The sequence below is a fragment of the Duganella sp. FT27W genome (assembly GCF_009295655.1).
GTDB classification, from domain to species: Bacteria; Pseudomonadota; Gammaproteobacteria; order Burkholderiales; family Burkholderiaceae_D; genus Rugamonas; species Rugamonas zoogloeoides.
Window position 1 is genome coordinate 239180 of the sequence record NZ_WHIV01000006.1, and the last position, 19892, is coordinate 259071.

At 62.4% G+C, this 19892-nt stretch carries 21 protein-coding genes; 6 read left to right on the plus strand and 15 right to left on the minus strand.

Annotation, left to right across the window (positions count from 1 at the left end; genetic code table 11):
- Window positions 1-35: 35 nt before the first annotated feature.
- The 4 genes from holA to F8197_RS26720 all read right to left on the minus strand — a co-directional run bounded on the left by holA (window position 36) and on the right by F8197_RS26720 (window position 4801).
- The gene (holA, locus tag F8197_RS26705) at window positions 36-1052 is read right to left on the minus strand and encodes a DNA polymerase III subunit delta (protein ID WP_019923676.1); all 1017 of its coding nucleotides are present in this window, start codon (window positions 1050-1052) and stop codon (window positions 36-38) included.
- Between the two features lie 9 nt (window positions 1053-1061).
- Window positions 1062-1664 carry an LPS assembly lipoprotein LptE gene (gene lptE / locus F8197_RS26710; RefSeq protein ID WP_152884952.1) on the minus strand — a complete coding sequence of 201 codons (603 nt, stop codon included), beginning with the start codon at window positions 1662-1664 and terminating at the stop codon, window positions 1062-1064.
- A 9-nt stretch (window positions 1665-1673) separates the two neighbouring features.
- Window positions 1674-4292 carry a leucine--tRNA ligase gene (leuS, locus tag F8197_RS26715; RefSeq protein WP_152884954.1) on the minus strand — a complete coding sequence of 873 codons (2619 nt, stop codon included), beginning with the start codon at window positions 4290-4292 and terminating at the stop codon, window positions 1674-1676.
- A 95-nt stretch (window positions 4293-4387) separates the two neighbouring features.
- Window positions 4388-4801 (minus strand): helix-turn-helix domain-containing protein, encoded by a 414-nt coding sequence (locus F8197_RS26720; RefSeq protein ID WP_152884956.1) that lies wholly within the window; start codon window positions 4799-4801, stop codon window positions 4388-4390.
- A gap of 106 nt (window positions 4802-4907) precedes the next feature.
- On the opposite strand from F8197_RS26720, the gene F8197_RS26725 reads away from it, so the two are divergent.
- The 3 genes from F8197_RS26725 (at window position 4908) to map (ending at window position 6970) form a co-directional block, all read left to right on the plus strand.
- On the plus strand, window positions 4908-5651 hold the full coding sequence (locus F8197_RS26725; RefSeq protein WP_152884957.1) for an SDR family oxidoreductase: 744 nt from the start codon (window positions 4908-4910) through the stop codon (window positions 5649-5651).
- Window positions 5652-5730: 79 nt separating this feature from the next.
- A complete protein-coding gene (locus F8197_RS26730) occupies window positions 5731-6102 on the plus strand; it encodes a VOC family protein (protein ID WP_152884959.1) in 372 nt (123 codons plus the stop codon).
- 58 nt (window positions 6103-6160) lie between these two features.
- The gene (gene map / locus F8197_RS26735; protein ID WP_019923670.1) at window positions 6161-6970 is read left to right on the plus strand and encodes a type I methionyl aminopeptidase; all 810 of its coding nucleotides are present in this window, start codon (window positions 6161-6163) and stop codon (window positions 6968-6970) included.
- Between the two features lie 82 nt (window positions 6971-7052).
- On the opposite strand, the gene F8197_RS26740 is transcribed toward map, so the two are convergent.
- The 5 genes from F8197_RS26740 to F8197_RS26760 are packed head-to-tail and all read right to left on the minus strand — an operon-like array spanning window position 7053 to window position 9945.
- On the minus strand, window positions 7053-7379 hold the full coding sequence (locus tag F8197_RS26740) for a barstar family protein (RefSeq protein ID WP_152884961.1): 327 nt from the start codon (window positions 7377-7379) through the stop codon (window positions 7053-7055).
- Window positions 7379-7810, minus strand: coding sequence for a biopolymer transporter ExbD (locus F8197_RS26745; RefSeq protein ID WP_152884963.1), 432 nt, complete (start codon window positions 7808-7810; stop codon window positions 7379-7381). Before F8197_RS26745 ends, F8197_RS26740 begins: the two co-directional genes overlap by 1 nt.
- Window positions 7807-8466 (minus strand): MotA/TolQ/ExbB proton channel family protein, encoded by a 660-nt coding sequence (locus F8197_RS26750; RefSeq protein ID WP_373996994.1) that lies wholly within the window; start codon window positions 8464-8466, stop codon window positions 7807-7809. The genes F8197_RS26745 and F8197_RS26750 overlap by 4 nt, the downstream gene beginning before the upstream one ends.
- A 14-nt stretch (window positions 8467-8480) precedes the next feature.
- Complete coding sequence (gene dapB, locus F8197_RS26755) at window positions 8481-9290, minus strand: 4-hydroxy-tetrahydrodipicolinate reductase (RefSeq protein WP_056138176.1); 810 nt, start codon at window positions 9288-9290, stop codon at window positions 8481-8483.
- Between the two features lie 13 nt (window positions 9291-9303).
- The gene (locus F8197_RS26760; RefSeq protein WP_152884965.1) at window positions 9304-9945 is read right to left on the minus strand and encodes an outer membrane protein assembly factor BamE; all 642 of its coding nucleotides are present in this window, start codon (window positions 9943-9945) and stop codon (window positions 9304-9306) included.
- A 216-nt stretch (window positions 9946-10161) separates the two neighbouring features.
- Between F8197_RS26760 and fur the strand changes: the two genes are divergently transcribed.
- Window positions 10162-10593 carry a ferric iron uptake transcriptional regulator gene (fur, locus tag F8197_RS26765; RefSeq protein ID WP_056138182.1) on the plus strand — a complete coding sequence of 144 codons (432 nt, stop codon included), beginning with the start codon at window positions 10162-10164 and terminating at the stop codon, window positions 10591-10593.
- Here fur and hrcA read toward each other — a convergent pair whose 3' ends face one another.
- Together hrcA and F8197_RS26775 are read right to left on the minus strand one after the other, a co-directional pair.
- On the minus strand, window positions 10594-11610 hold the full coding sequence (gene hrcA / locus F8197_RS26770) for a heat-inducible transcriptional repressor HrcA (RefSeq protein ID WP_019923663.1): 1017 nt from the start codon (window positions 11608-11610) through the stop codon (window positions 10594-10596). It lies immediately after the preceding gene.
- Between the two features lie 40 nt (window positions 11611-11650).
- Window positions 11651-12370, minus strand: a complete 720-nt coding sequence (locus F8197_RS26775) for an HAD family hydrolase (protein ID WP_193333581.1) — start codon at window positions 12368-12370, stop codon at window positions 11651-11653.
- Window positions 12371-12587: 217 nt separating this feature from the next.
- Here F8197_RS26775 and F8197_RS26780 point away from each other — a divergent pair, with 217 nt between their 5' ends.
- Together F8197_RS26780 and F8197_RS26785 are read left to right on the plus strand one after the other, a co-directional pair.
- Window positions 12588-13205 carry a hypothetical protein gene (locus tag F8197_RS26780; RefSeq protein WP_152884967.1) on the plus strand — a complete coding sequence of 206 codons (618 nt, stop codon included), beginning with the start codon at window positions 12588-12590 and terminating at the stop codon, window positions 13203-13205.
- Between the two features lie 52 nt (window positions 13206-13257).
- Window positions 13258-13899 carry a hypothetical protein gene (locus F8197_RS26785; RefSeq protein WP_152884968.1) on the plus strand — a complete coding sequence of 214 codons (642 nt, stop codon included), beginning with the start codon at window positions 13258-13260 and terminating at the stop codon, window positions 13897-13899.
- 167 nt (window positions 13900-14066) lie between these two features.
- Here F8197_RS26785 and rsmA read toward each other — a convergent pair whose 3' ends face one another.
- The 4 genes from rsmA to F8197_RS26805 all read right to left on the minus strand — a co-directional run bounded on the left by rsmA (window position 14067) and on the right by F8197_RS26805 (window position 19875).
- Window positions 14067-14843: a 16S rRNA (adenine(1518)-N(6)/adenine(1519)-N(6))-dimethyltransferase RsmA gene (rsmA, locus tag F8197_RS26790; RefSeq protein WP_152884970.1), complete on the minus strand. Its 777-nt coding sequence runs from the start codon at window positions 14841-14843 to the stop codon at window positions 14067-14069.
- Window positions 14844-14855: 12 nt separating this feature from the next.
- Entirely contained in the window at window positions 14856-15950 is a 1095-nt protein-coding gene (gene pdxA / locus F8197_RS26795) for a 4-hydroxythreonine-4-phosphate dehydrogenase PdxA (RefSeq protein WP_152885132.1), read from the minus strand.
- 62 nt (window positions 15951-16012) lie between these two features.
- Window positions 16013-17452, minus strand: a complete 1440-nt coding sequence (locus F8197_RS26800; protein WP_152884972.1) for a peptidylprolyl isomerase — start codon at window positions 17450-17452, stop codon at window positions 16013-16015.
- A 143-nt stretch (window positions 17453-17595) separates the two neighbouring features.
- On the minus strand, window positions 17596-19875 hold the full coding sequence (locus F8197_RS26805) for an LPS-assembly protein LptD (protein WP_227012436.1): 2280 nt from the start codon (window positions 19873-19875) through the stop codon (window positions 17596-17598).
- Window positions 19876-19892 lie beyond the last annotated feature (17 nt).

Here is a 19892-nt window from a genome sequence, read left to right on the forward strand (position 1 = left end):
GTGTCCATTATCGTCTCGATTCTTTACAGGGCTGCTTACCCGCGCGCCACTTTGAGCCCCAGCTGCAGCATGGCATCCCATGCATCGCCGCTGTAGGCTTTGGCGCGCAGGCCCTTGATCATCTTGTCCACTTGCGCGGCGTCTTTCATGGCCGCCTCCAGCGTGGCCAGTGAAATACGCCGCAGCGCCGGGTCCATCATGCGCTCTTTCGGCCCCCAGATGCGGTACTCCTTGAGCAGCGCACCGAGCGGCCGGCCCTGCGCCATGCCCGCCTTGAGCTTGAGCAGCGTGCGGATTTCTTCCGACACCGCCCACAGCACCAGCGGCAGCGCTTCGCCCTCGCCTTTCAGCCCTTCGAGCATGCGCACGAGACGCGCCGGGTCGCCCATCAGCATCGCTTCGCTGAGTTTGAACACGTCGTAGCGGGCCACATTGAGTACGGCGTCGTGCACCTGCTCGTAGGTGAGCTTGCCCGGTTCGTGCAGCAGGGCGAGTTTCTGTATTTCCTGGTGCGCCGCCAGCAGATTGCCTTCCACGCGATCGGCGATGAAGTCGATGCTCTGCCGGTCCGCGCTTTGCCCTTGTGCGGCAAGGCGCTGGCCTATCCAGTTGGGCAATTGCGCCCGTTCGATTTGCGGGATGTCGATATACACCGCCGCCTGTTGCAACGCCCCCACCCACGCCGCCTTCTGGGTTTGCCAGTCGAGCTTGGGCAGCGTAATCAATGTCAGATTGTCGGGGCTCAGGTCTTTCACGTACGCTTGCAGCGCGGCGCCGCCATCCTTGCCCGGCTTGCCGGTGGGGATGCGCAATTCAATAAGCTTTTTATCGCCGAACAGCGACAGCGCCTGGTTGGCCGCCAGCAGTTCGCCCCACTTGAAGCTGCGCTCCACCGTCAGCACGTCGCGCTCGGAATACCCTTGCGCGCGCGCGGTGCGGCGGATCTTGTCGGCCGCCTCCAGCGCCAGCAAATGCTCGTCGCTGGTGATCACATACAGCTGCGACAGCGACTTGTTCAGGTGGCCGTCGAGCGCGTCCAGGCGCAATTGCATGGTGCCGCCTTACAGGATCGGCACGGCCGGCGCGGCGGACGGATCCTGCGGCGCCGGGCCCGGGCCGGGCACCGACATGCGCGTGGTTTTCACGGCTGCCATGCGGCGCATCATCTGCTGCACCAGGTCGGTTTGCATGTCCTTGTACAGCAGCGCTTCTTCCTGTTCCTTGGCCAGCAACTGGGTTTCGTTGAAGTCGATCGGACGGCTCAGCGAAATCGTCGTGGGCCCCAGCAGCTCGTTACCTTGACGGTCAAGCACGCGGAACACGATCGTGTATTGCAGCAGGTACTGGCGCACGCGGCCATTGCTGTTCAGGGACAGGATGGTCTTGGTCTTGGTGGTTTCCGGGTTGGACAGCACTTCAACAACGCCGTCGGCATCCTTGGGGCTATTTACCACGGTGGTGTTGCCGTTGACGCGGATGTTGCGCTTGAGGTCAATCGCCAGTGGCGACGACTCCGGCAGTCCGATGTACATGGTCGGGAACGGCAGCGTGTAATGGCCGCCATCGCCGCGCAGGTGGAAGCCGCAGGCGGACAGCGTTGCGGTGAGCAGCAGCGCCATGCCGGCCGTGCGGCCGCGTCGGAACAATCCGGAAGTAGTCGTCATTGCGTCCTCTTACACTACGATGTTGATCAGTTTGCCCGGGACGACGATGATCTTCTTCGGCGTGCCTTCGATGAACTTTTGCACCGCTTCGTTGGCCAGCGCCAGCGCTTCGATGCTGGCCTTGTCGGCGCCCTTGGCCACGACCACGCTGCCGCGCAGCTTGCCGTTCACCTGGATCATCATTTCGATCTCGGACTGCTCGAGCGCGGCCGGATCGACCTGCGGCCATGGCGCGTTGAGGATGTCACCTTCATAGCCGAGTTCGCTCCACAGCACGTGGGTGATGTGCGGCGCGACCGGGTTCAGCAAACGCAGGAAGATCGCGTAGCCTTCGGCCAGCACGGCCGCTTCAACGTCCTTGGCGGCTTCGATCGTGTTGAGCATCTTCATGCAGGCCGACACCACGGTGTTGTACTGGATGCGCTTGATGTCGTAGTCGGCCTGCTGCAGCAGCTTGTGCAGCTCGCGGCGCAGGGTTTTGCCGGCGTCGGTGGTAGCCGTTGCGGTCAACGGCGAACCAGCGGCGACGATGGCAGCCTGCTGCGCGTAGCCGAATGCCCACACGCGGCGCAGGAAACGGTTGGCGCCTTCCACGCCGCTGCCCGACCATTCCAGCGTCTGTTCCGGCGGCGAGGCGAACATGGTAAACAGGCGCGCGGTGTCGGCGCCGTATTGTTCGATCTGCGCTTGCGGGTCGATGCCGTTGTTCTTCGACTTCGACATTTTTTCGGTGCCGCCGATGTGGACCGGCTGGCTGTCATCGCGCAAAATCGCCGCTTGCGGGCGGCCCTTGTCGTCCACCGTCAGGTCGACGTCGGCCGGGTTGAACCAGGTCTTCTTGCCGGCGGCGTCTTCGCGGTAATAGGTTTCGTTCAGCACCATGCCTTGCGTGAGCAGGTTGGTAAATGGCTCGTCGAACTTCACCAGGCCGAAGTCGCGCATGACCTTGGTCCAGAAGCGCGCGTACAGCAGGTGCAGCACGGCGTGTTCGATGCCGCCGATGTACTGGTCCATCGGCATCCAGTAGTCGTTGCGTTCATCGACCATGGCGTTGGCGCCTGGCGAGGTATAGCGCATGTAGTACCACGACGAATCGACGAACGTGTCCATGGTGTCGGTTTCGCGGCGCGCTGGCTTGCCGCACTGCGGGCAATCGCACTTGAGGAACGCTTCGTACTTGTTGAGCGGGTTGCCGCTGCCGTCCGGTACGCAGTCTTCCGGCAGCACGACCGGCAAGTCTTTTTCCGGCACCGGTACCGAACCGCAGTCCGGGCAGTTGATCATCGGGATCGGCGTGCCCCAGTAGCGCTGGCGCGAAATGCCCCAGTCGCGCAGGCGGAACGTGATTTTTTTCTCGCCCAGGCCTTGGGCGGCCATGTCGGCAGCCACGGCTTCGACGGCATCGGCGTAGTTCAGGCCGTCGTAGTTGCCCGAGTTGGTGACGATGGAAATGCTCTTGTCGCCGTACCATTCTTGCCAGGCAGCGTCGGAGAATTCCTGGCCTTCGGCGCGGATCACCTGCTTGATGGCCAGGTTGTATTTCTTGGCGAACGCGAAGTCGCGCTCGTCGTGCGCCGGCACGCCCATCACGGCGCCGTCGCCGTAGGTCATCAGGACATAGTTACCAACCCACACTTCGACTTGCTCGCCGGTCAGCGGATGGGTGACGAACAGGCCGGTCGGCATGCCCTTCTTTTCCATCGTGGCCATGTCGGCTTCGATCACGGAACCAAGCTTGCATTCGGCGTTGAAGGCGGCCAGTTCCGGGTTGTTCTGTGCGGCGTGGACGGCCAGCGGGTGCTCGGCCGCGACGGCGCAGAAGGTCACGCCCATCACGGTGTCGGGGCGGGTGGTGAACACGTACAGCTTGCCGTCGCCGATCAGGGCGCCGTCGGCGTCCTTGATCTGGTGCGGGAAGGCGAAGCGCACGCCGGTCGATTTGCCGATCCAGTTGGCCTGCATGATGCGTACGCGCTCGGGCCAGCCCGGCAGCTTGTCATCGACGTAGCCGAGCAGTTCGTCGGCGTAGTCGGTAATGCGCGCGTAGTACATCGGGATTTCGCGTTTTTCAATCGGCGCGCCCGAGCGCCAGCCCTTGCCGTCGATAACCTGTTCGTTGGCCAGCACGGTCTGGTCGATCGGGTCCCAGTTCACGGTACCGGTCTTCTTGTAGATGATGCCTTTTTCCAGCATCTTGAGGAACATCCACTGGTTCCACTTGTAGTACTCGGGCTTGCACGCGGTCATTTCGCGCGACCAGTCGATGGCCAGACCCATCAGCTCCATCTGCGAGCGCATGTGGGCGATGTTGGAATAGGTCCACTGTGCCGGCGGCACGTTGTTGGCCATCGCCGCGTTTTCCGCCGGCATGCCGAACGCATCCCAGCCCATCGGCATCAGCACGTTGTAGCCGTTCATGCGCAGGTAGCGGTACATCACGTCGTTGATCGTATAGTTGCGCACGTGCCCCATGTGCAGCTTGCCCGAAGGGTAAGGCAGCATCGAACAGGCGTAATACTTACCCTTGGGGAAACGCGGGTCGTGCTCGACCGCCTTGTAGGCGTCGATGGCTTTCCAGTGGGATTGCGCTGCGGTTTCTACGTCGGCGTGACTATATTTATCTTGCATGATGGTGTGCGGCCAGAGTTGACTATGAACCGGACATTATACCGTTTGAAACGCCCTGATTGCCCACAATGCCCGGATTGGCGGATGGATAGCGCTCATGCACGCTGCGCAAACGCCGCCCGCGCCCGCATGATCTCGCCATGGTGGGTTTCGGCCCACACCCAGACCCCGCAAAACGCCGCGCCCAGGCTGTGACCCAGCGGCGTGAGCACGTAGTCGACGTGGGGCGGGATTACCGGGTGCACGGTGCGGTGGACCAGGCCGTCACGCTCCATCTGGCGCACGGTCTGGGTCAGCATCTTTTGGCTGATGCCGGGCACGGCCTTGCGCAACTGGGTGTAGCGCAGGGTGCCGCCTGCTTCGAGCGCTTCGAGGATCAGCATGGTCCAGCGGTCGGCCACTTGGCCGATGATGTCCTGCACCAGCGCTTCGATCACGGGGTCGAGACTGTCGGGAATCGGCTCGTGCCGGCGCATTTCAATCAGCGCATCGGGTTCGGCTTTACGCATGGGCTACCTACACTCTCTTTTGGGTATGTATAAATCTTTTGGGTGCCTACTTTATCATCGCGCCTGTCCTTTGTACACTGGTCCCACATTCACAGGAGGACTGACCATGAAATCGACTGGAAACACCATCTTGATCACCGGCGGCGGCAGCGGCATCGGCGAGGCGCTGGCCCATCGCTTGCACGACCTGGGCAATACCGTCATCATCGCCGGCCGCCGGCAGGATGTGCTGCAACAAGCGGCCGCCGGCCGCGCCAACATCGTGCCGGTGCAATTCGACGCCGACAACGCCGATGCCATCGACGCGTTCGCCCGCCAGGTCGTGGCCGACCACCCTGCCCTCAATGTCCTGATCAACAACGCCGGCATCATGCGCTTTGAGGATGCCAGCAAGCGGCGCGATCTGACCGATGCCGAGGCGACAATTACCACCAACCTGCTGGGGCCGATCCGCCTGATCAACGCGCTGACCGATCACCTGCGCCAGCAGGCCGATGCCGCCATCATCAACACCACGTCGGGCCTGGCGTTCGTGCCGCTGCTGGTCACGCCCACCTACAACGCCACCAAGGCGGCGCTGCATTCGTACACGGTGGCGCTGCGCGAGGTGCTAAAAGGTGCGGTGGAAGTGATCGAACTGGCGCCGCCGGCCGTACAAACCGACCTGACCCCGGGCCAGGCCACGCGCGAGGGCTACCTGCCGCTGGCCGACTATATCGATGAGGTGATCACCCTGCTCACAGCCAGCCCCACGCCGGCCGAAGTACTGGTGCAGCGCGTGCTGTTCCTGCGCAACGCGGAAAAGGAAAACCGCTACGAGCAGACGCTCGCTACCCTGAACAGCCACTAAAAACACGCTTCCATTTTTACAATCGCCGGTCCCTGTTTTATGCCAAGATGGTGTTTTTCATATCATTGAGGAGACAAACATGATCAAGGGACTGCGCACGGTGGTGTACCCGGTGGCCGACTTGGCCGCCGCCCGCGACTGGTACGCCAAGGCATTCGAGACGGCAGCGTATTTCGACCAGCCGTTTTATGTCGGCTTCGCCATCGGCGGTTTCGAGCTGGGCCTGATTCCGGCCGAGAAATTCACCGCCGCCCACGCGGGCAGCATGGTGTACTGGGGCGTGGACGATATCGAGGCCGAAACCGACCGCCTGGTGGCGCTCGGCGCCACCGTGCACGGCGCCATCGAGGAAGTGGGAGAAGGCATCAAGACGGTGGAATTGGCCGACCCGTTCGGTAATTTGCTGTGCCTGATTTATAACCCGCACTTCGATCCGGCCGCCGTTCGCTGAGACTGATGACCTCTGTTTGTGGCAAACTACGCCCCTTTGCCCTAAGAAAGAGGTAGTCATGTCCCGCCGCAACGCCAATCTGATCAAGTCGCCCGAACAAATCGTCCTGGCGCGCGTCGCCGCCCAACTGGCGGCCGACGTGCTGACGATGATCGGGCCGCACATCAAACCCGGCGTGACCACGGCCTACCTCGACCAGCTGTGCAACGACTACATCGTCAATGTGCAGAAAGTTACGCCGGCCAATGTCGGCTACGGCGGTTTCCCGGCCACCGTGTGCAGCTCGGTCAACCAGGTGGTGTGCCACGGCATTCCGTCCGCGACCGAGATTTTGAAAGATGGCGACATCATCAACATCGACGTGGCCGTCATCAAGGATGGCTGGCACGGCGACACCAGCCGCATGTACTACGTGGGCGAACCGTCCAAGGCTGCGCGCAAGCTGGTGGAAACGACGTACGCGGCAATGTGGGCCGGCATCCGCGCCGTCAAACCGCGCGCTACGCTCGGCGACGTCGGCTTTGCGATCCAGACCGTGGCAGAAAAAGCGGGCTTCAGCGTGGTGCTTGATTATTGCGGCCACGGCATCGGCATGACCTACCACGAAGACCCGCAAGTGACGCATTACGGTCGTCCCGGCCAGGGACTGATCCTGAAACCGGGCATGCTGTTTACCATCGAGCCGATGATCAACGCCGGTCGCGCGGCCACCAAGGAGCTTGATGACGGCTGGACCGTGGAAACGCGCGACCAGTCGCTGTCGGCGCAGTGGGAACACATGGTAACGGTGACCGAGACCGGTTTCGAAGTACTGACGCTGGCGCCGGGCGAGACTGGCGCCAAGGCCGACATTCCCATCGTCGGTTGAGGGGACCTCGAAAAACCTGCTGCGCGACCCGCTACGGTTTTTCGAGGTCCCCCAAGGCAGCCGCCGGTACGGTCGGGCTGGTTTATTTCAAGGTCAGCTTCAAGGCCGGCTTCTCGCCGTAGTCGTCATAACGGTCGTTGATGCCGGCCACGCAGTAGCTGACTTCTTCCAGCAGATCGGGCGCGGCGGCCGTCAGGGCGGCCGAGTCGGTGATGACGATTTCCAGCACTTCGTTGGGCTTGAGCTTGAATTTGCTCATGTTGTCGTCGTCGCGCAGGTAGCTCAGGCAATCGATCCAGGCATCCATGGTGTTGCCGTAGCTGTCGGGAAAACCCAGTGCTGCCTTGCAGGCCGCATGGAAGCTTGCGGCATCAAGGATTGCTGCGCCGTTCAGTTGTGCGGTTGCCATTATTTACTCTCTGTTTTTCCGGGATCGGTAACGAAACCCAATTTGGTTAATCCGTGCGTTTGCGCGGCAGCCATCACCTGCGCCACCACCTCGTAACGGGTGTCCTTGTCGGCGCGCAGTTGCAGCTCGGGCTGCACGTCCAGCTTGGCCGCCTCCACCAGGCGCTGCTCGAGCACCTTGGGCGCCACCGCCTCGTTGTTCCAGTACACCTGCCCCTTGGCGTCGATCGCCACCGTCACGGTCGTGGCCGGCGCTGGCGGCGCGCTTTGCGCCTGCGCCTTGGGCAACTCCAGTTGGACCGAACTGGTCCACACCGGCGCACCGAGGATGAAAATCACCAGCAGCACCAGCATCACGTCCACCATCGGCGTGACGTTGATGTCGGCCATGGGGCCGGGCTGGCGGTGGTGGTTGAAAGCGCCGAAGCTCATTTTTTGACCAGGTACGCGTGCAGGTCGTGGGCGAACGCGTCGAGTTCGGCCAGGGTCAGGCGGTTGACGCGGTTGAAGGCGTTATACGCCAGCACGGCGGGAATCGCCACCGTCAGGCCCACGGCCGTCATCACCAGCGCCTCGCCCACCGGGCCGGCCACCTTGTCGAGCTGCATGGCGCCGCTGGTCGAGATATTAGCCAGCGCATGGTAAATCCCCCACACCGTCCCCAACAGTCCCACAAATGGCGCGGTCGCGCCGATCGACGCCAGCAGGGTCAGGCCGCCTTCGAGGCGGTTGGTGGAATGCTGGATCGCCGCGCGCAGCACGCGCGTGATCTGTGCCGAACGGTCCATCTCGCCACCGAGGGTGGGATGGTCGGGCACGACCAGTTGCGCCGCGCCCTGCCGGGCCAGCGGCACGAAGATGCTTTCGGGGTCGGCCAGCGCCAGGGTGGCGACGCCGTCGGCCATGGTGGGTGCGTCCCAGAACGCTTGCACGGCCGGCGCGCTGCGGCGGATGCGCACCGCGCCGTACAGCTTGGCCAGGATGAAGAACCAGCTCACCAGCGACATGGCCAGCAGCACCAGCGCGACCGCGTGGCTGACCGCATCGGCTTGCGCCCAGAAGTGCGACAGCGAGAAGTTGCCGGCCACGGGTGCTTGCCCGCTTAACCGTTAAGGGACAGCACGTCGTACATGTCGAACAGGCCGGTCGGCTTGTCGGCCAGGAAGCGGCAGGCACGCAGTGCGCCGTGGGCGTAGGTGACGCGGCTGCTCGATTTATGGCTGATCTCGATACGCTCGCCGATGCCGGCAAACAGCACGGTGTGGTCACCGACGATATCGCCGCCACGGATGGTGGCAAAGCCGATCGAGGACGGGTCGCGCTCGCCGGTCACGCCTTCGCGCGCGAACACGCCGCATTCTTTCAGGTCGCGGCCCAGTGCATCGGCAATCACTTCGCCCATTTTCAGCGCGGTGCCGGACGGTGCGTCCACTTTAAAACGGTGGTGGGCTTCGACCACTTCGATGTCGTAGCCGGTGGACAGCGCCTTGGCCGCCTGCTCGAGCAGCTTCATGGTGACATTGACGCCCACGCTGAAGTTGGGCGAGAACACGATCGCGGTTTTCTTGGCCGCCTCGGCAATCGCTGCCTTGCCGGCCTCATCGAAACCGGTGGTGCCGATCACCAGCTTGATGCCGTGTTCGGCGCAGTAGGCCAGGTGGTCGAGCGTGCCTTCGGGACGGGTGAAGTCGATCAGGTATTGGGCATCGGCCAGGCCGCGCGCCAGGTCCGATTCCACGATCACGCCGGCCGGCTGGCCGAGGAAGGCGGCGGCATCTTCGCCCACACCGGGTGCACCGGCGTGGTTGAGGGCGCCGGCCAGGCGGGCATCGTCGGCCTGCTGGACGGATTCGATCAGGATGCGGCCCATGCGGCCACCGGCGCCGGCAATGGCGATATTCATCTCGGTCATGCTGTTTCCTTGCTTATTTCGTTTCTGTGCTCACACCCACGCCAACCGGCGCGGCATTGGCCTTGTCGCTGCCCGCTGGCAGTGGTGCTGTGGACGGGGCCGGCTTGTTCTCGGGCGCGTCCTGGTTCTTCTTGATCTTCGGCGCCGGGCCGGCGATGCGGGCAATGTATTCTTTTTCGGTCGGCAGGTTGCCGCCTTCCCAGCGCTCGACCTTGCCGTCCTTGTCGAAGAACACGATCACGCGGCTGGTGGTGATTTCGCCGCTGCCCTTGGCCATGCGGAACGCGTAGTCCCAGCGGTTGGCGTGGAACGGGTCGGCCAGCAGCGCGGTACCGAAGATGAAGCGGACCTGGTCGCGCGTCATGCCCACCTTGAGCTGGTTCAGCATTTCTTCCGAGACGAAGTTACCTTGCTGGATGTCGGGACGGTACGGCGAGAAGAACCACATGAAGCGTTGCAGCTTGGTGATGGTGGTGGTCTGTGCGCCCTTGCTGGCGTCCAGCGTCGGCTCGGCGTCCTTGACCTCGTTCGATCTTTCGCCCAGCGTGGTTTTGGAAGCGCAGCCACCCAGCGCTGCGGCCAGCACGACACATGCGACCACCTTGGAAGTAGAACCGTGCAACAACGACTGCGATAAAGCCTGGGTGACGCGCATAAATGTCCTCAATCTGGTCAAGCGGAATGCCAAAAAACGCCATATCATAAAGCACAATCCCTGATATGTCCTTGTTTTGCAAGGCGCAAGTGTAAAAGTTTGCAAATGCCAAAAAACCGCCAGGGCTGCAAGATGGCGGCAGATTGTGTGCGGCGCGGCGCGGAGTGCGTTAAACTACGGGCTAGCTAATCGCCAACCAGAATAAGAGTGTCCACCATGGGAAATAATCCAACCGATCTGAAGGCCAGCGGCCTGAAAGCCACGCTGCCTCGCCTTAAAATCCTGGACATCTTCCAGACCAGCGACGTCCGCCACCTGACCGCCGAGGATGTTTATAAGATCCTGCTGGCCGACAATATGGACGTGGGCCTGGCCACCGTCTATCGCGTGCTGACCCAGTTCGAGCAAGCCGGCTTGCTCAACCGCAATCATTTCGAAACGGGCAAGGCCATCTTCGAACTCAACGCCGGTTCGCACCACGACCACCTGGTGTGCCTCGACTGCGGCCGCGTGGAAGAGTTTTACGACGAAGCCATCGAAGAGCGCCAGAACGCGATTGCCAAGGAGCGCGGTTTCAGCATCGCCGAGCACGCCCTGGCCATCTATGGTAACTGCACCAAGGTCGCCTGCCCGCACAAACCAAGCTAATCAATTATGGCTGAGCGCGTTCGATAGCAGCTTGGCCGTAATATCCACAATCGGTATCACCCGCTCGTACGCCATGCGAGTGGGGCCGATCACTCCCAGCGTGCCGACGATCTTGCCGTTGGCCGTATACGGCGCCGTCACCACGCTCATCTCGTCCATCGGCACCAGGCTCGATTCGCCGCCGATATAGATTTGCACGCCACTGGCCTTGCTCGACATGTCGAGCAGTTGCAGCAAGCCGGTCTTTTGCTCGAACATGTCGAACATTTGCCGCAGCGACGACATATTGCTCGACAGGTCGCTGACCGACAGCAGGTTGCGCTCGCCCGAGATCACCATGTCGTCCTTGTCGTCGGCCATCGCTTCGCTGCCCGCCTCCACCGCCACCTGCATCAACCGGCTCATATCGTCGCGCAACTGGCGCACTTCGCCTGCCAGGCGGCGGTGCACGTCGTCGAGCGACAGGCCGCCGTAGTTCTGGTTGATGTAATTGGCCGACTGCACCAGCTGCGACGGGCTGTAATCGACATCGGTGAGCAGCATGCGATTCTGGACGTCGCCAGTGGGGCCAACGATGACCAGCAAAATGCGCTTTTCGCCCAGGCGCAGGAACTCGATCTGCTGGAACACCGATTCGCGACGCGGGCTCAGCACCACGCCGGCAAACTGCGACAGCGACGACAGCATCTGCGCAGCATTGGAAATCATTTTTTGCGGCTGCGGCGCCTGCAGGCGCATGCGCGACTCCACCGACTGCTCGTCGAACGGTTGCACCGTGAGCAAGGTATCGACAAAAATCCGGTAGCCGCGCGGCGTGGGCACGCGCCCGGCCGACGTATGCGGACTGGCCACGTAGCCGAGGTCTTCCAGGTCGGCCATGATGTTGCGGATGGTGGCCGGCGACAGGTCGAGACCGGAGATCTTGGACAAGGCGCGCGAGCCCACCGGCTGGCCGTCCGCAATATAGCGTTCTACCAGGGCTTTGAGCAGGGTTTGGGCGCGTGTGTCGAGTTGCATGGTGATTATCTTCAGTGTCCCTGGGGTTGGTCCTGCTTAGTTAGTCCTGCTTATTATGCCGCATCTGGTCCTTCACCCACACCAGCAGTTCGTCGAAACTGGCGCAGATGGCGTCAGGCACAATGCCGGCGTCGAGATGGGCGGTGCTGCCGCTGCGGTTCATCCACACCGCGCGCATGCCGACCGCCTGCGCGCCCTGCACGTCGAGCCGCAAGTCGTCGCCTACGTAGATGGCGTGCTCGGGCGCCACGCCCATCGCCGTGCAGGCGGCCAGGAAAATTTCCGGTGCGGGCTTGGCGCGGCCGAAGCTGTGCGACGCCAGCGCCACTTCAAAATGGTGGTGCAGGCCGATGACTTCAAGGTCGGCGTTGCCGTTGGTGATCACGCCAAGGCGCAACATGGTGCGCAGCTGTTCAAGTGCGGGCAACACGTCGTCGAACACGGTGACGGCGTTGCGCAAGGTGTGGAAATGGGCCATGGCGCCGTCGATATGGGCAACATCGGCGCCAGTCTCGAGAAACACGGCTTCGAGTGCGGCGCGGCGCAATTGGTACAAGTCGGCCACCATCTCCGGCTGGCGCTCGAGCAGCGTCATGCGCAGCGCGCGCAATTGCTCCACTGTATACTTGTCGGTCACCAGCGGGGCACGTTCGGCCAGCCAGGCGTGCCAGCCCAGTTCGGCCGCTGCGATCACGGGGCCGATCGGCCACAGGGTGTCGTCGAGGTCGAACAGCAAGGCTTGCGGGGTACGAGTGGTCATGATGGCATCGTTATGAGTCGGCAGAAGCCACTATTGTCGCACCGATCGCCGCCGGCCTGCCTCTGGCGCCGCATGCGGCACTAACACGCTGTTACATCCATGGCGGCGACCGCTGTTACCAAATGCACTAAAATACCGCTCAAACCCGTGTAAGATGCTGCACCCGTGCTATCCACGTGCGTGCTGCCGGCCCCTATTCGTTTTGGAGAAAGATCTGATGAAAAATATGTATCTGCGCTCAAGCGTGGCCCTGCTGTGCGGCGCCATCCTGAGCGCCTGCGGCGGCAGCGACGGCAGCCTGCAAATATCTGGCAGCATCTCGGGGCTGGATGCCGACGGGCTGGAGCTGACCAACACTGGCAATGGCGAAGTGCTACCGATTACCCAGGGTTTGACCACGAACCCGACCACGTCGTACACGTCCTTTTCGTTTCCAAAACTGGTCGCGGTAGACGATTACTTCAATGTAACGGTCACCAAGAATCCCGACTACGCCGTCTGCACACCGACAGCCAACCAAGGCAAGGCCAACGTTTACAATGCTTACTACGTTGTGATCACCTGCGTTGCCAAACAGCGCAAACTGGGCGGCTCGGTGTCCGGACTTACTACGGACGGCCTGGTGCTGGCCAATGGATCGGAAACAGTGAACGTACCGAAATCGACCACCAATCCAACGACCTTTGTATTCCCCAAAACCATAGGCCAAAAATCTAACTTCGGCATCAATATACTGCAGCAACCTACTGGTCAGCAATGCACGGTCACCAAAGGTGCCATCGGCACCATTGGCAACGCAGACATGCTTGATGCCATCGAGGTCAAGTGTGTTTAACGTCACGACGCCGCAGTTATCCGCCGCTACAGCTTAATATCCGGAGAAATACATGAAATTTTCGTACGCAGGCGCGCTAGTCGCGCTGACCCTGGCCAGTTTACTGTCGGCATGTGGCGGCAAAGCCCAATACACGGTGCAAGGTTCGGTGTCGGGACTGACCGTGGATGGTCTGCAGCTCGTCAATGGTGGCCAGACGCTGGTCGTGCCCAAGGGCGCCACGTCGTTTGCCTTCCCACAGCAAATCGACTACGGCACCGAGTACGACATCACGATCGGTCAAAATCCGGAATTCTTTACCTGTGGCGTGGCCGGCGGCAAGGGTTCGGCCGGCTACACGGTCAGCATCGGCGCGGTGGTCAGATGCGATCCGAACTCTTATACCGTGGGCGGCACGTATTCGGGCCTGGTGTCGGTGGAGACTACTCCCCCAGTCCCACCGGCAACTGAACCTACCCCGACTCCCAACATCGTCACTCTGATCAACGGCAGTGGCAGCAGAGTCGATATCAGCAGTGCTACTGCTAGCAGCGGCACCTTCACCGCAGCCACCCTGACCAACGGCGAGGTCTACAGTATCAGCATCCTGACGCAGCCGAAGAACCTGATTTGCACCCTGACGAACCAGAATGGTGTGATCCGCGCCCCGAATTCGGTCACCAACTTGACCCTTACGTGCGTCAAGCCGACATAAGCTGGTCGGTAGTGGACGAGGCGACATTCACGTTGATGATGTTGGATATGTGAAAAATAAAGTGGCGTGATATGCCGCGACGCAGCATACTGCACTCGTCTCCTCCACTTCTTGCAAAGGAATTGGATTTAGCCCGCTCCCTGAGCGGGCTTTTTTTTGCCCGTCGTTCAGACCGACTTGAGGATATTCGCCAGCGCCACGTACTGCGCCAGCCCCACCACTTCCGGGCGGTGGGTGGGATCGATGCCGGCGGCAACGATTTGTTCTTCCGTGAACATGCCGGCCAGGCAGTTGCGGATCACCTTGCGGCGTTGCGAAAACGCTTTTTGCACGACCGCTTCCAGGGTCTCGCCGTCACACGGCAGCTGATTGGCGACCGGCACCATGCGCACGATGGCCGATTCCACTTTCGGCGGTGGGTCGAACGCTTCCGGCGGCACCACGAACAGCAGCTTCATGTCGTAGCGCCATTGCAGCATCACCGACAGGCGGCCGAAGGTCTTGCTGCCCGGTTCGGCCACCATGCGCTCCACCACCTCTTTTTGCAGCATGAAGTGCTGGTCCTCGACCTGGCTGGCAAACTCCGCCAGGTGGAACAGCAAGGGGCTGGAGATGTTGTACGGCAGATTGCCGACGATGCGCAGTTTTTTGCCGGCCGGCACCGGGATTGCGCCAAAATCGAATTTCAGGGCATCGCCAGCGTGGATCGTCAGTTGTTCGCGTGAAAAATCCTTCTCCAGGCGGGCGACCAGGTCGCGGTCCAGCTCCACCACGTGCATGTGCTTGAGCGTGCGCAGCAGTCCCTTGGTCATGGCGGCCAGGCCGGGGCCGATCTCGACCATCGTGTCGTCCGGTGCGGGACCGATCGCCGAGGTGATGTCTTCCAGTACATATTTATCGTGCAGGAAATTCTGGCCAAAGCGTTTGCGGGCTACGTGTTTCATATTTTTCTATCTTTAAGTCGAAGTGTGGGGGCGGGCATTGCGGACCGCGTCGGCCATGCCGAGCGCGGCCGTGATCGCCGCGTCCATGCTGCCGCAGTCGGCGTGGCCGAGGCCGCGTGCGGCCAGGTCGAGCGCGGTGCCGTGATCGACCGACGTGCGGATCAGCGGCAGGCCCAAGGTGATGTTGATGCCGTGGCCAAAGGTGGCGAACTTGAGCACCGGCAGGCCCTGGTCATGGTACATGCACAGCACGCAGTCGGCATCGCGCAGGTATTTGGGCTGGAACAGGGTATCGGCCGGGTACGGGCCCAGGGCGTCGATGCCGCGCGTGCGCGCCGCGTCCAACGCCGGGGTGATGGTGTCGATTTCCTCGCGGCCCAGGTAGCCGCCCTCGCCCGCGTGCGGGTTCAGGCCGCACACCAGGATGCGCGGTGCGGCAATGCCGAACTTGGTCTTCAGATCATGGTCGATGATGTCGAGGATGCGGGCGAGACCATCCTGATTTACTGCGGCCGGCACATCTTTCAAGGCCAGGTGGGTGGTGGCCAGCGCCACCCGGAACTGCCGGGCCGGTTCGTCGGCGGCGTTGAACGCAGCCGGCATCGGGCCGGCCAGCATCATCACCACCTGGTCGGTCCCGGTGTGCTCGGCAAAATACTCGGTATGGCCGGAAAACGCCACGCCGGCATCGTTGATGGTGCTTTTTTGCAGTGGCGCGGTGACGACGGCTTCGAACCAGCCGGCCTGGACGCCTTCGATGGCGGCGTCGAGCGTGGCCAGCACGGCGCGGCCGTTGTCCTTGTCCAGCGTGCCCGGCACCACGTGGGCGCCGAGCGGCACGTCGATCACGCTGATACGCTCGGGACCGAAATGCGGCAAGCCGCCATTACGCACCGCCATCAGGGACAGCGCCGAGACGCGGATGGCGGGATCGATGGCGGCGGCCGTCATGGACAGGAAAGCGGCATCGCCCAGCAGCACGCAATTGACTTCGTGCCGGCGCGCCCAGGCGGCGCGCAGCGAGATTTCGGGACCGATGCCGGCGGGTTCGCCCACCGTCACGGCAATCGCCGGACGGCTGCGCCGTGGCTGGGGAGTGGACGGCAGGCCGGTGTGCGCAGTATGCGCGGTGTTCGCATGTGCGCTCACGGATGCTCCAGGTCAGTAGGTTACTTCGGCGGGGTGGCGACGGTGCCGTCTTCGTTGCGGAACTCGACGAAGGCGCGGTCGCGTACTTCGCGCTGCCAGCTTTCGGTCGCTTCTTCCAGCTTCTGGTCGCGCAGGGCCTGGCGGGCCATATTGCGTTCGCGTTCCTTGGAAGCATCGTCCGATTTACGCTCGAGCACTTCGATCAGGTGGACACCGAAACTGGTTTCCACCGGGTCGCTGATCTCGCCGATTTTCAGGCCGTTCATGGCGGACTCGAATTCCGGCGTCAGGTCGCCCGGGTAGAGCCAGCCGATGTCGCCGCCCTTGGAGGCCGAGCTGTCGTTGGAGAACAGGCGCGCCAGTTCCTCGAAGGTGGCGCCCTTGTTGACCAGGCGCTCCTTGAGTTCGGCCAGCTTGCGCTTGGCGTCGGCCGCGCTCATGGTGGGCGTGACCTTGATCAGGATGTGGCGTGCATGGGTTTGCTGTACGACGGCGGCGGCTTGCGCTTCGGCCACGCTGCGGCGATCGACGGCCTTCAGGATGTGGAACGCGCCCACGCTCTTGATGATCGGCGTGACCTGGCCGGCGCTGAGCTTGGACAGCGCTTCGGCAAACACCGGCGGCAGGCGCTCGGGCTGGCGCCAGCCGACCGCGCCGCCTTGCAGCGCATCGCTGGCGTCGGAATACGTGGCGGCGGTCTTGGCGAAATCGGCGCCGGTGCGCAGCTGGCGCATGACGTCCTCGGCACGGGCGCGGCGCTGGGCGATGATTTCGGCGGTGGCGTTGTCCGGGATGCGGATCATGATTTGCGAGATGTTGATCTCGTACTGCTCGGCAGCGGCAGCTTTCTGGGCGGCCAGGTAGCTGTCCACCTCGGCGTCCGAGATCTGGATCTTGGCATCGACCTCGTGCTCGCGCAGGCGCTGCATGATGATTTCTTCGCGAATCTCTTCGCGGAACGCGGCGAACGGCGTGCCGTCCTTTTCCATCTGGTTGCGCAAGTCCTGCACCGTGGCTTTTTGCGCCTCGGCAATCCGGGCGATGGCGCGGTCGAGCTGGTTGTCATCGACGCGCACGCCCATTTCCCTGGCCAGTTGCATTTGCGCGCGTTCGACGATCATGCGCTCGAGCAGTTGGCGCTCGAGATCGACTGCCGGCGGCATCTGCACGTTCTGCTGCTTCATGCGGGCGGTTACGGTCTTGATGCGGTTGTTGAGCTCACGGCGGGTGATGACGTCGTCGTTGACCACCACCACGATCGAATCGATCGCCACATTGCTCGACGAACCAGGCGGCACGAAGCCGGAACCGTCGGCCTTGGCCACCGGTTTGGCGGCCGGCTTGGCGACGGGCGCGGCAGCGGCTGCCGGTGCGGCAGGCGCTGCGGGTTCAGGCTTTTTCGAGAACAGGCTGCAACCGCTCAGGGCTACGCTGCACAGCAAGACGGCGAGGACTTTCATTTGGTACGCATTACGCATGGTGGAACGCTCATGAGTCAGGTAGTAAAAATCACACGGCATGAACAACGCGCACCGTGTGCCTTGCTGGAAAATATCGCAAAGCGCCAGGTAGCGGGCGCTTTGTTACATCTGCTTAATGCCGCTTAACGGCCTTCGTTCAGGCGTTGGTAGCCGGGAATACTGTTCTTCATCGCATCGAGCGGACTACCCACGCCCAGGTGCGACAGGCCGTTGAGTTCGAGCTGGAAGAAGATCGGCGTGGACGCCTTGGTCGAGGTAGTCACGAAGCGCTGCGCGCCCATGCGGAACACCCAGCAATCATGGCTGTACTCGAGGCCGATCAGGCTTTCGAGGATCTTCTTGTCCTGGGCCGAGTAGCTGACCCGGCCCACGCCGTACCAGCGCTTGAACAGCGGCCACTGGCTCGACAACTCGATATTCTTGAAGCTGTTGCGCAGGTAGCGGTAACCGAGGTTGAGCACTTTCTTTTGCGCCGGCGTCCACTGGAACGTATAGCTTTGCGACGACACCTGGCTCAGGCTCGGATTGTATTGCACCGCGCTGTCGAAGGTCCAGTGCTCGGAAATGCGGCCGCTGGCGGCCAGCAAGATATCGGAGTGGGCATCGACCACCGGCGTGGAGGAATCGAGCTGTACGCGCTGGTCGTCGAAATAAAAGCGCTGGCCGAACGACAGGCGCAACTGCTCGGCGCCGGAGCTGTCGAGGAAGCGCGACACCAGCGCGGCGGTCAGCTGGTTGGCGTCGCCGATACGGTCGGAGCCGACGAAGCGGTTTTCGCTGAAGATCTGGCTGAAGTTGAACGTGGCCGCGTCGGTATCGAAAGTGGGGAACTGGGTCTGGTCGCGGTACGGCGTGCGCACGTAGAACAGGCGCGGCTCCAGGGTCTGGGTCATTTCCTTGCCAAGGTAGTTGGCGTCGCGCTCGAACACCAGGCCCGAATCGATCGATACCGTGGGAATCGCGCGCGACAGGTTTTTCGAACCGCCGCCGGTCTGGTTGTCGAGCTGGTAACTGGCCGCGTTGAGCATCACCTTGGGGGTGATGAAGTAACTCGGTCCGATGATCGGGTAGCTGACTTGCGGGATGCCTACCAGGCGGGTGCCGTTGAGCAGGGTCGGATGGTGGAAACGCGTGAGCTCGCTGTCGAACGCCCAGTCGAAGCCGCCCAGCACATCGTACTGCGCGGCATGGAAATTAATTGCCGGCAGGCGGTCGTACGGCCGCGAAACGAACAGCGAGCCATCGGTGGCCGCCTCTGGGTCTTGCAGCACCTGGTACTTCTGCACGCGCGCGGTCAGGGTCCAGAAGTCGCCGTGGTAGTCGGTGCGCAGTTCGCGCAACAGTTGCCGCTCGGTCGAGCTCGACACCGTCTTGGAGAAATCGTTGGGATAGTTGTTATCCGACGAGGCGCGCACATTCCAGCCATACGACCAGTCTTCCGACAGCGCCTGCTTGTGTACCGACTTGACGGTCCAGCGGTCAGTCGAATCGCCTGGCGACGCTGGCACGTATTTCTTGTCGTGCGGCAGGTATTCCAGATAGGTTTCACCCGCGTACAGGCCGCCATCGGTCTCGCCCATGTAGCGGCCCTTGGCGCCCATTTGCAGGCCACGGCGCAGGATCACTTTCGGATACAGGGTCAGGTCGCGGTTCGGCGCAATGTTGACGTAGTACGGCACCAGCAGCTCGGCCTCGCCCTTGGAGCCGAAGCCCGGCGTGGGCGACAGCCAGCCCGAGCGGCGCGCGCCCGACAGCGAGAACGACAGCGCCGGCGTGCCCAGGATCGGCACATCCTTGAAATAGATGACGGTCTGGCCGGCGGTGCCCACGTCGCGACCGGAATCGAGGTTGAGCGTGTTCGAGCGCAAGTACCAGTCGGGGTCGGAACCCTGGCAGGTGCTGTAGGTGCCATTGATGACCTGGGCCTCGTCCGCGTTGATGAAGTTGATGCGCTCGGCCTTGCCCTGCGCATTGTTCGCTTCCATCTTGTAGGTCGGGTTGAGCATATAGCCCTTGCCGCTGTCCATGTTCAGCTTGAGCTGGTCGCCGGTGAAATAGTCGCCGAAGCGCCAGATCTTGACGTTGCCATCGGCTTCGACTTCATTTTCCACCTGGCGGAAGCAGGCCGAGTCCGATTGCACCCTGGTCTGGTCCTTGACGATCTCGGCGTCGCGCACCAGGTTCAGTTCACGCTCGGGGCGGCCATTGATTTCCTCGGCCTTGACGACGGTGGGCGCGTTGACGTCCTCCACCCGGGGGGCGCGCTGCTTGCCCGGCACGGGAGCCTGGGCTGGTACCAGGACCTGGGTCTGGGCGTAACTGGGCACTGCCGAAGCAGTGACGATGGCAGTCAGGGCAGTGGCCCAGCGGTGCGAGGGTGTGGGGGGCAGAAGCCAGCGCATGCAACTCATGAAAAGAA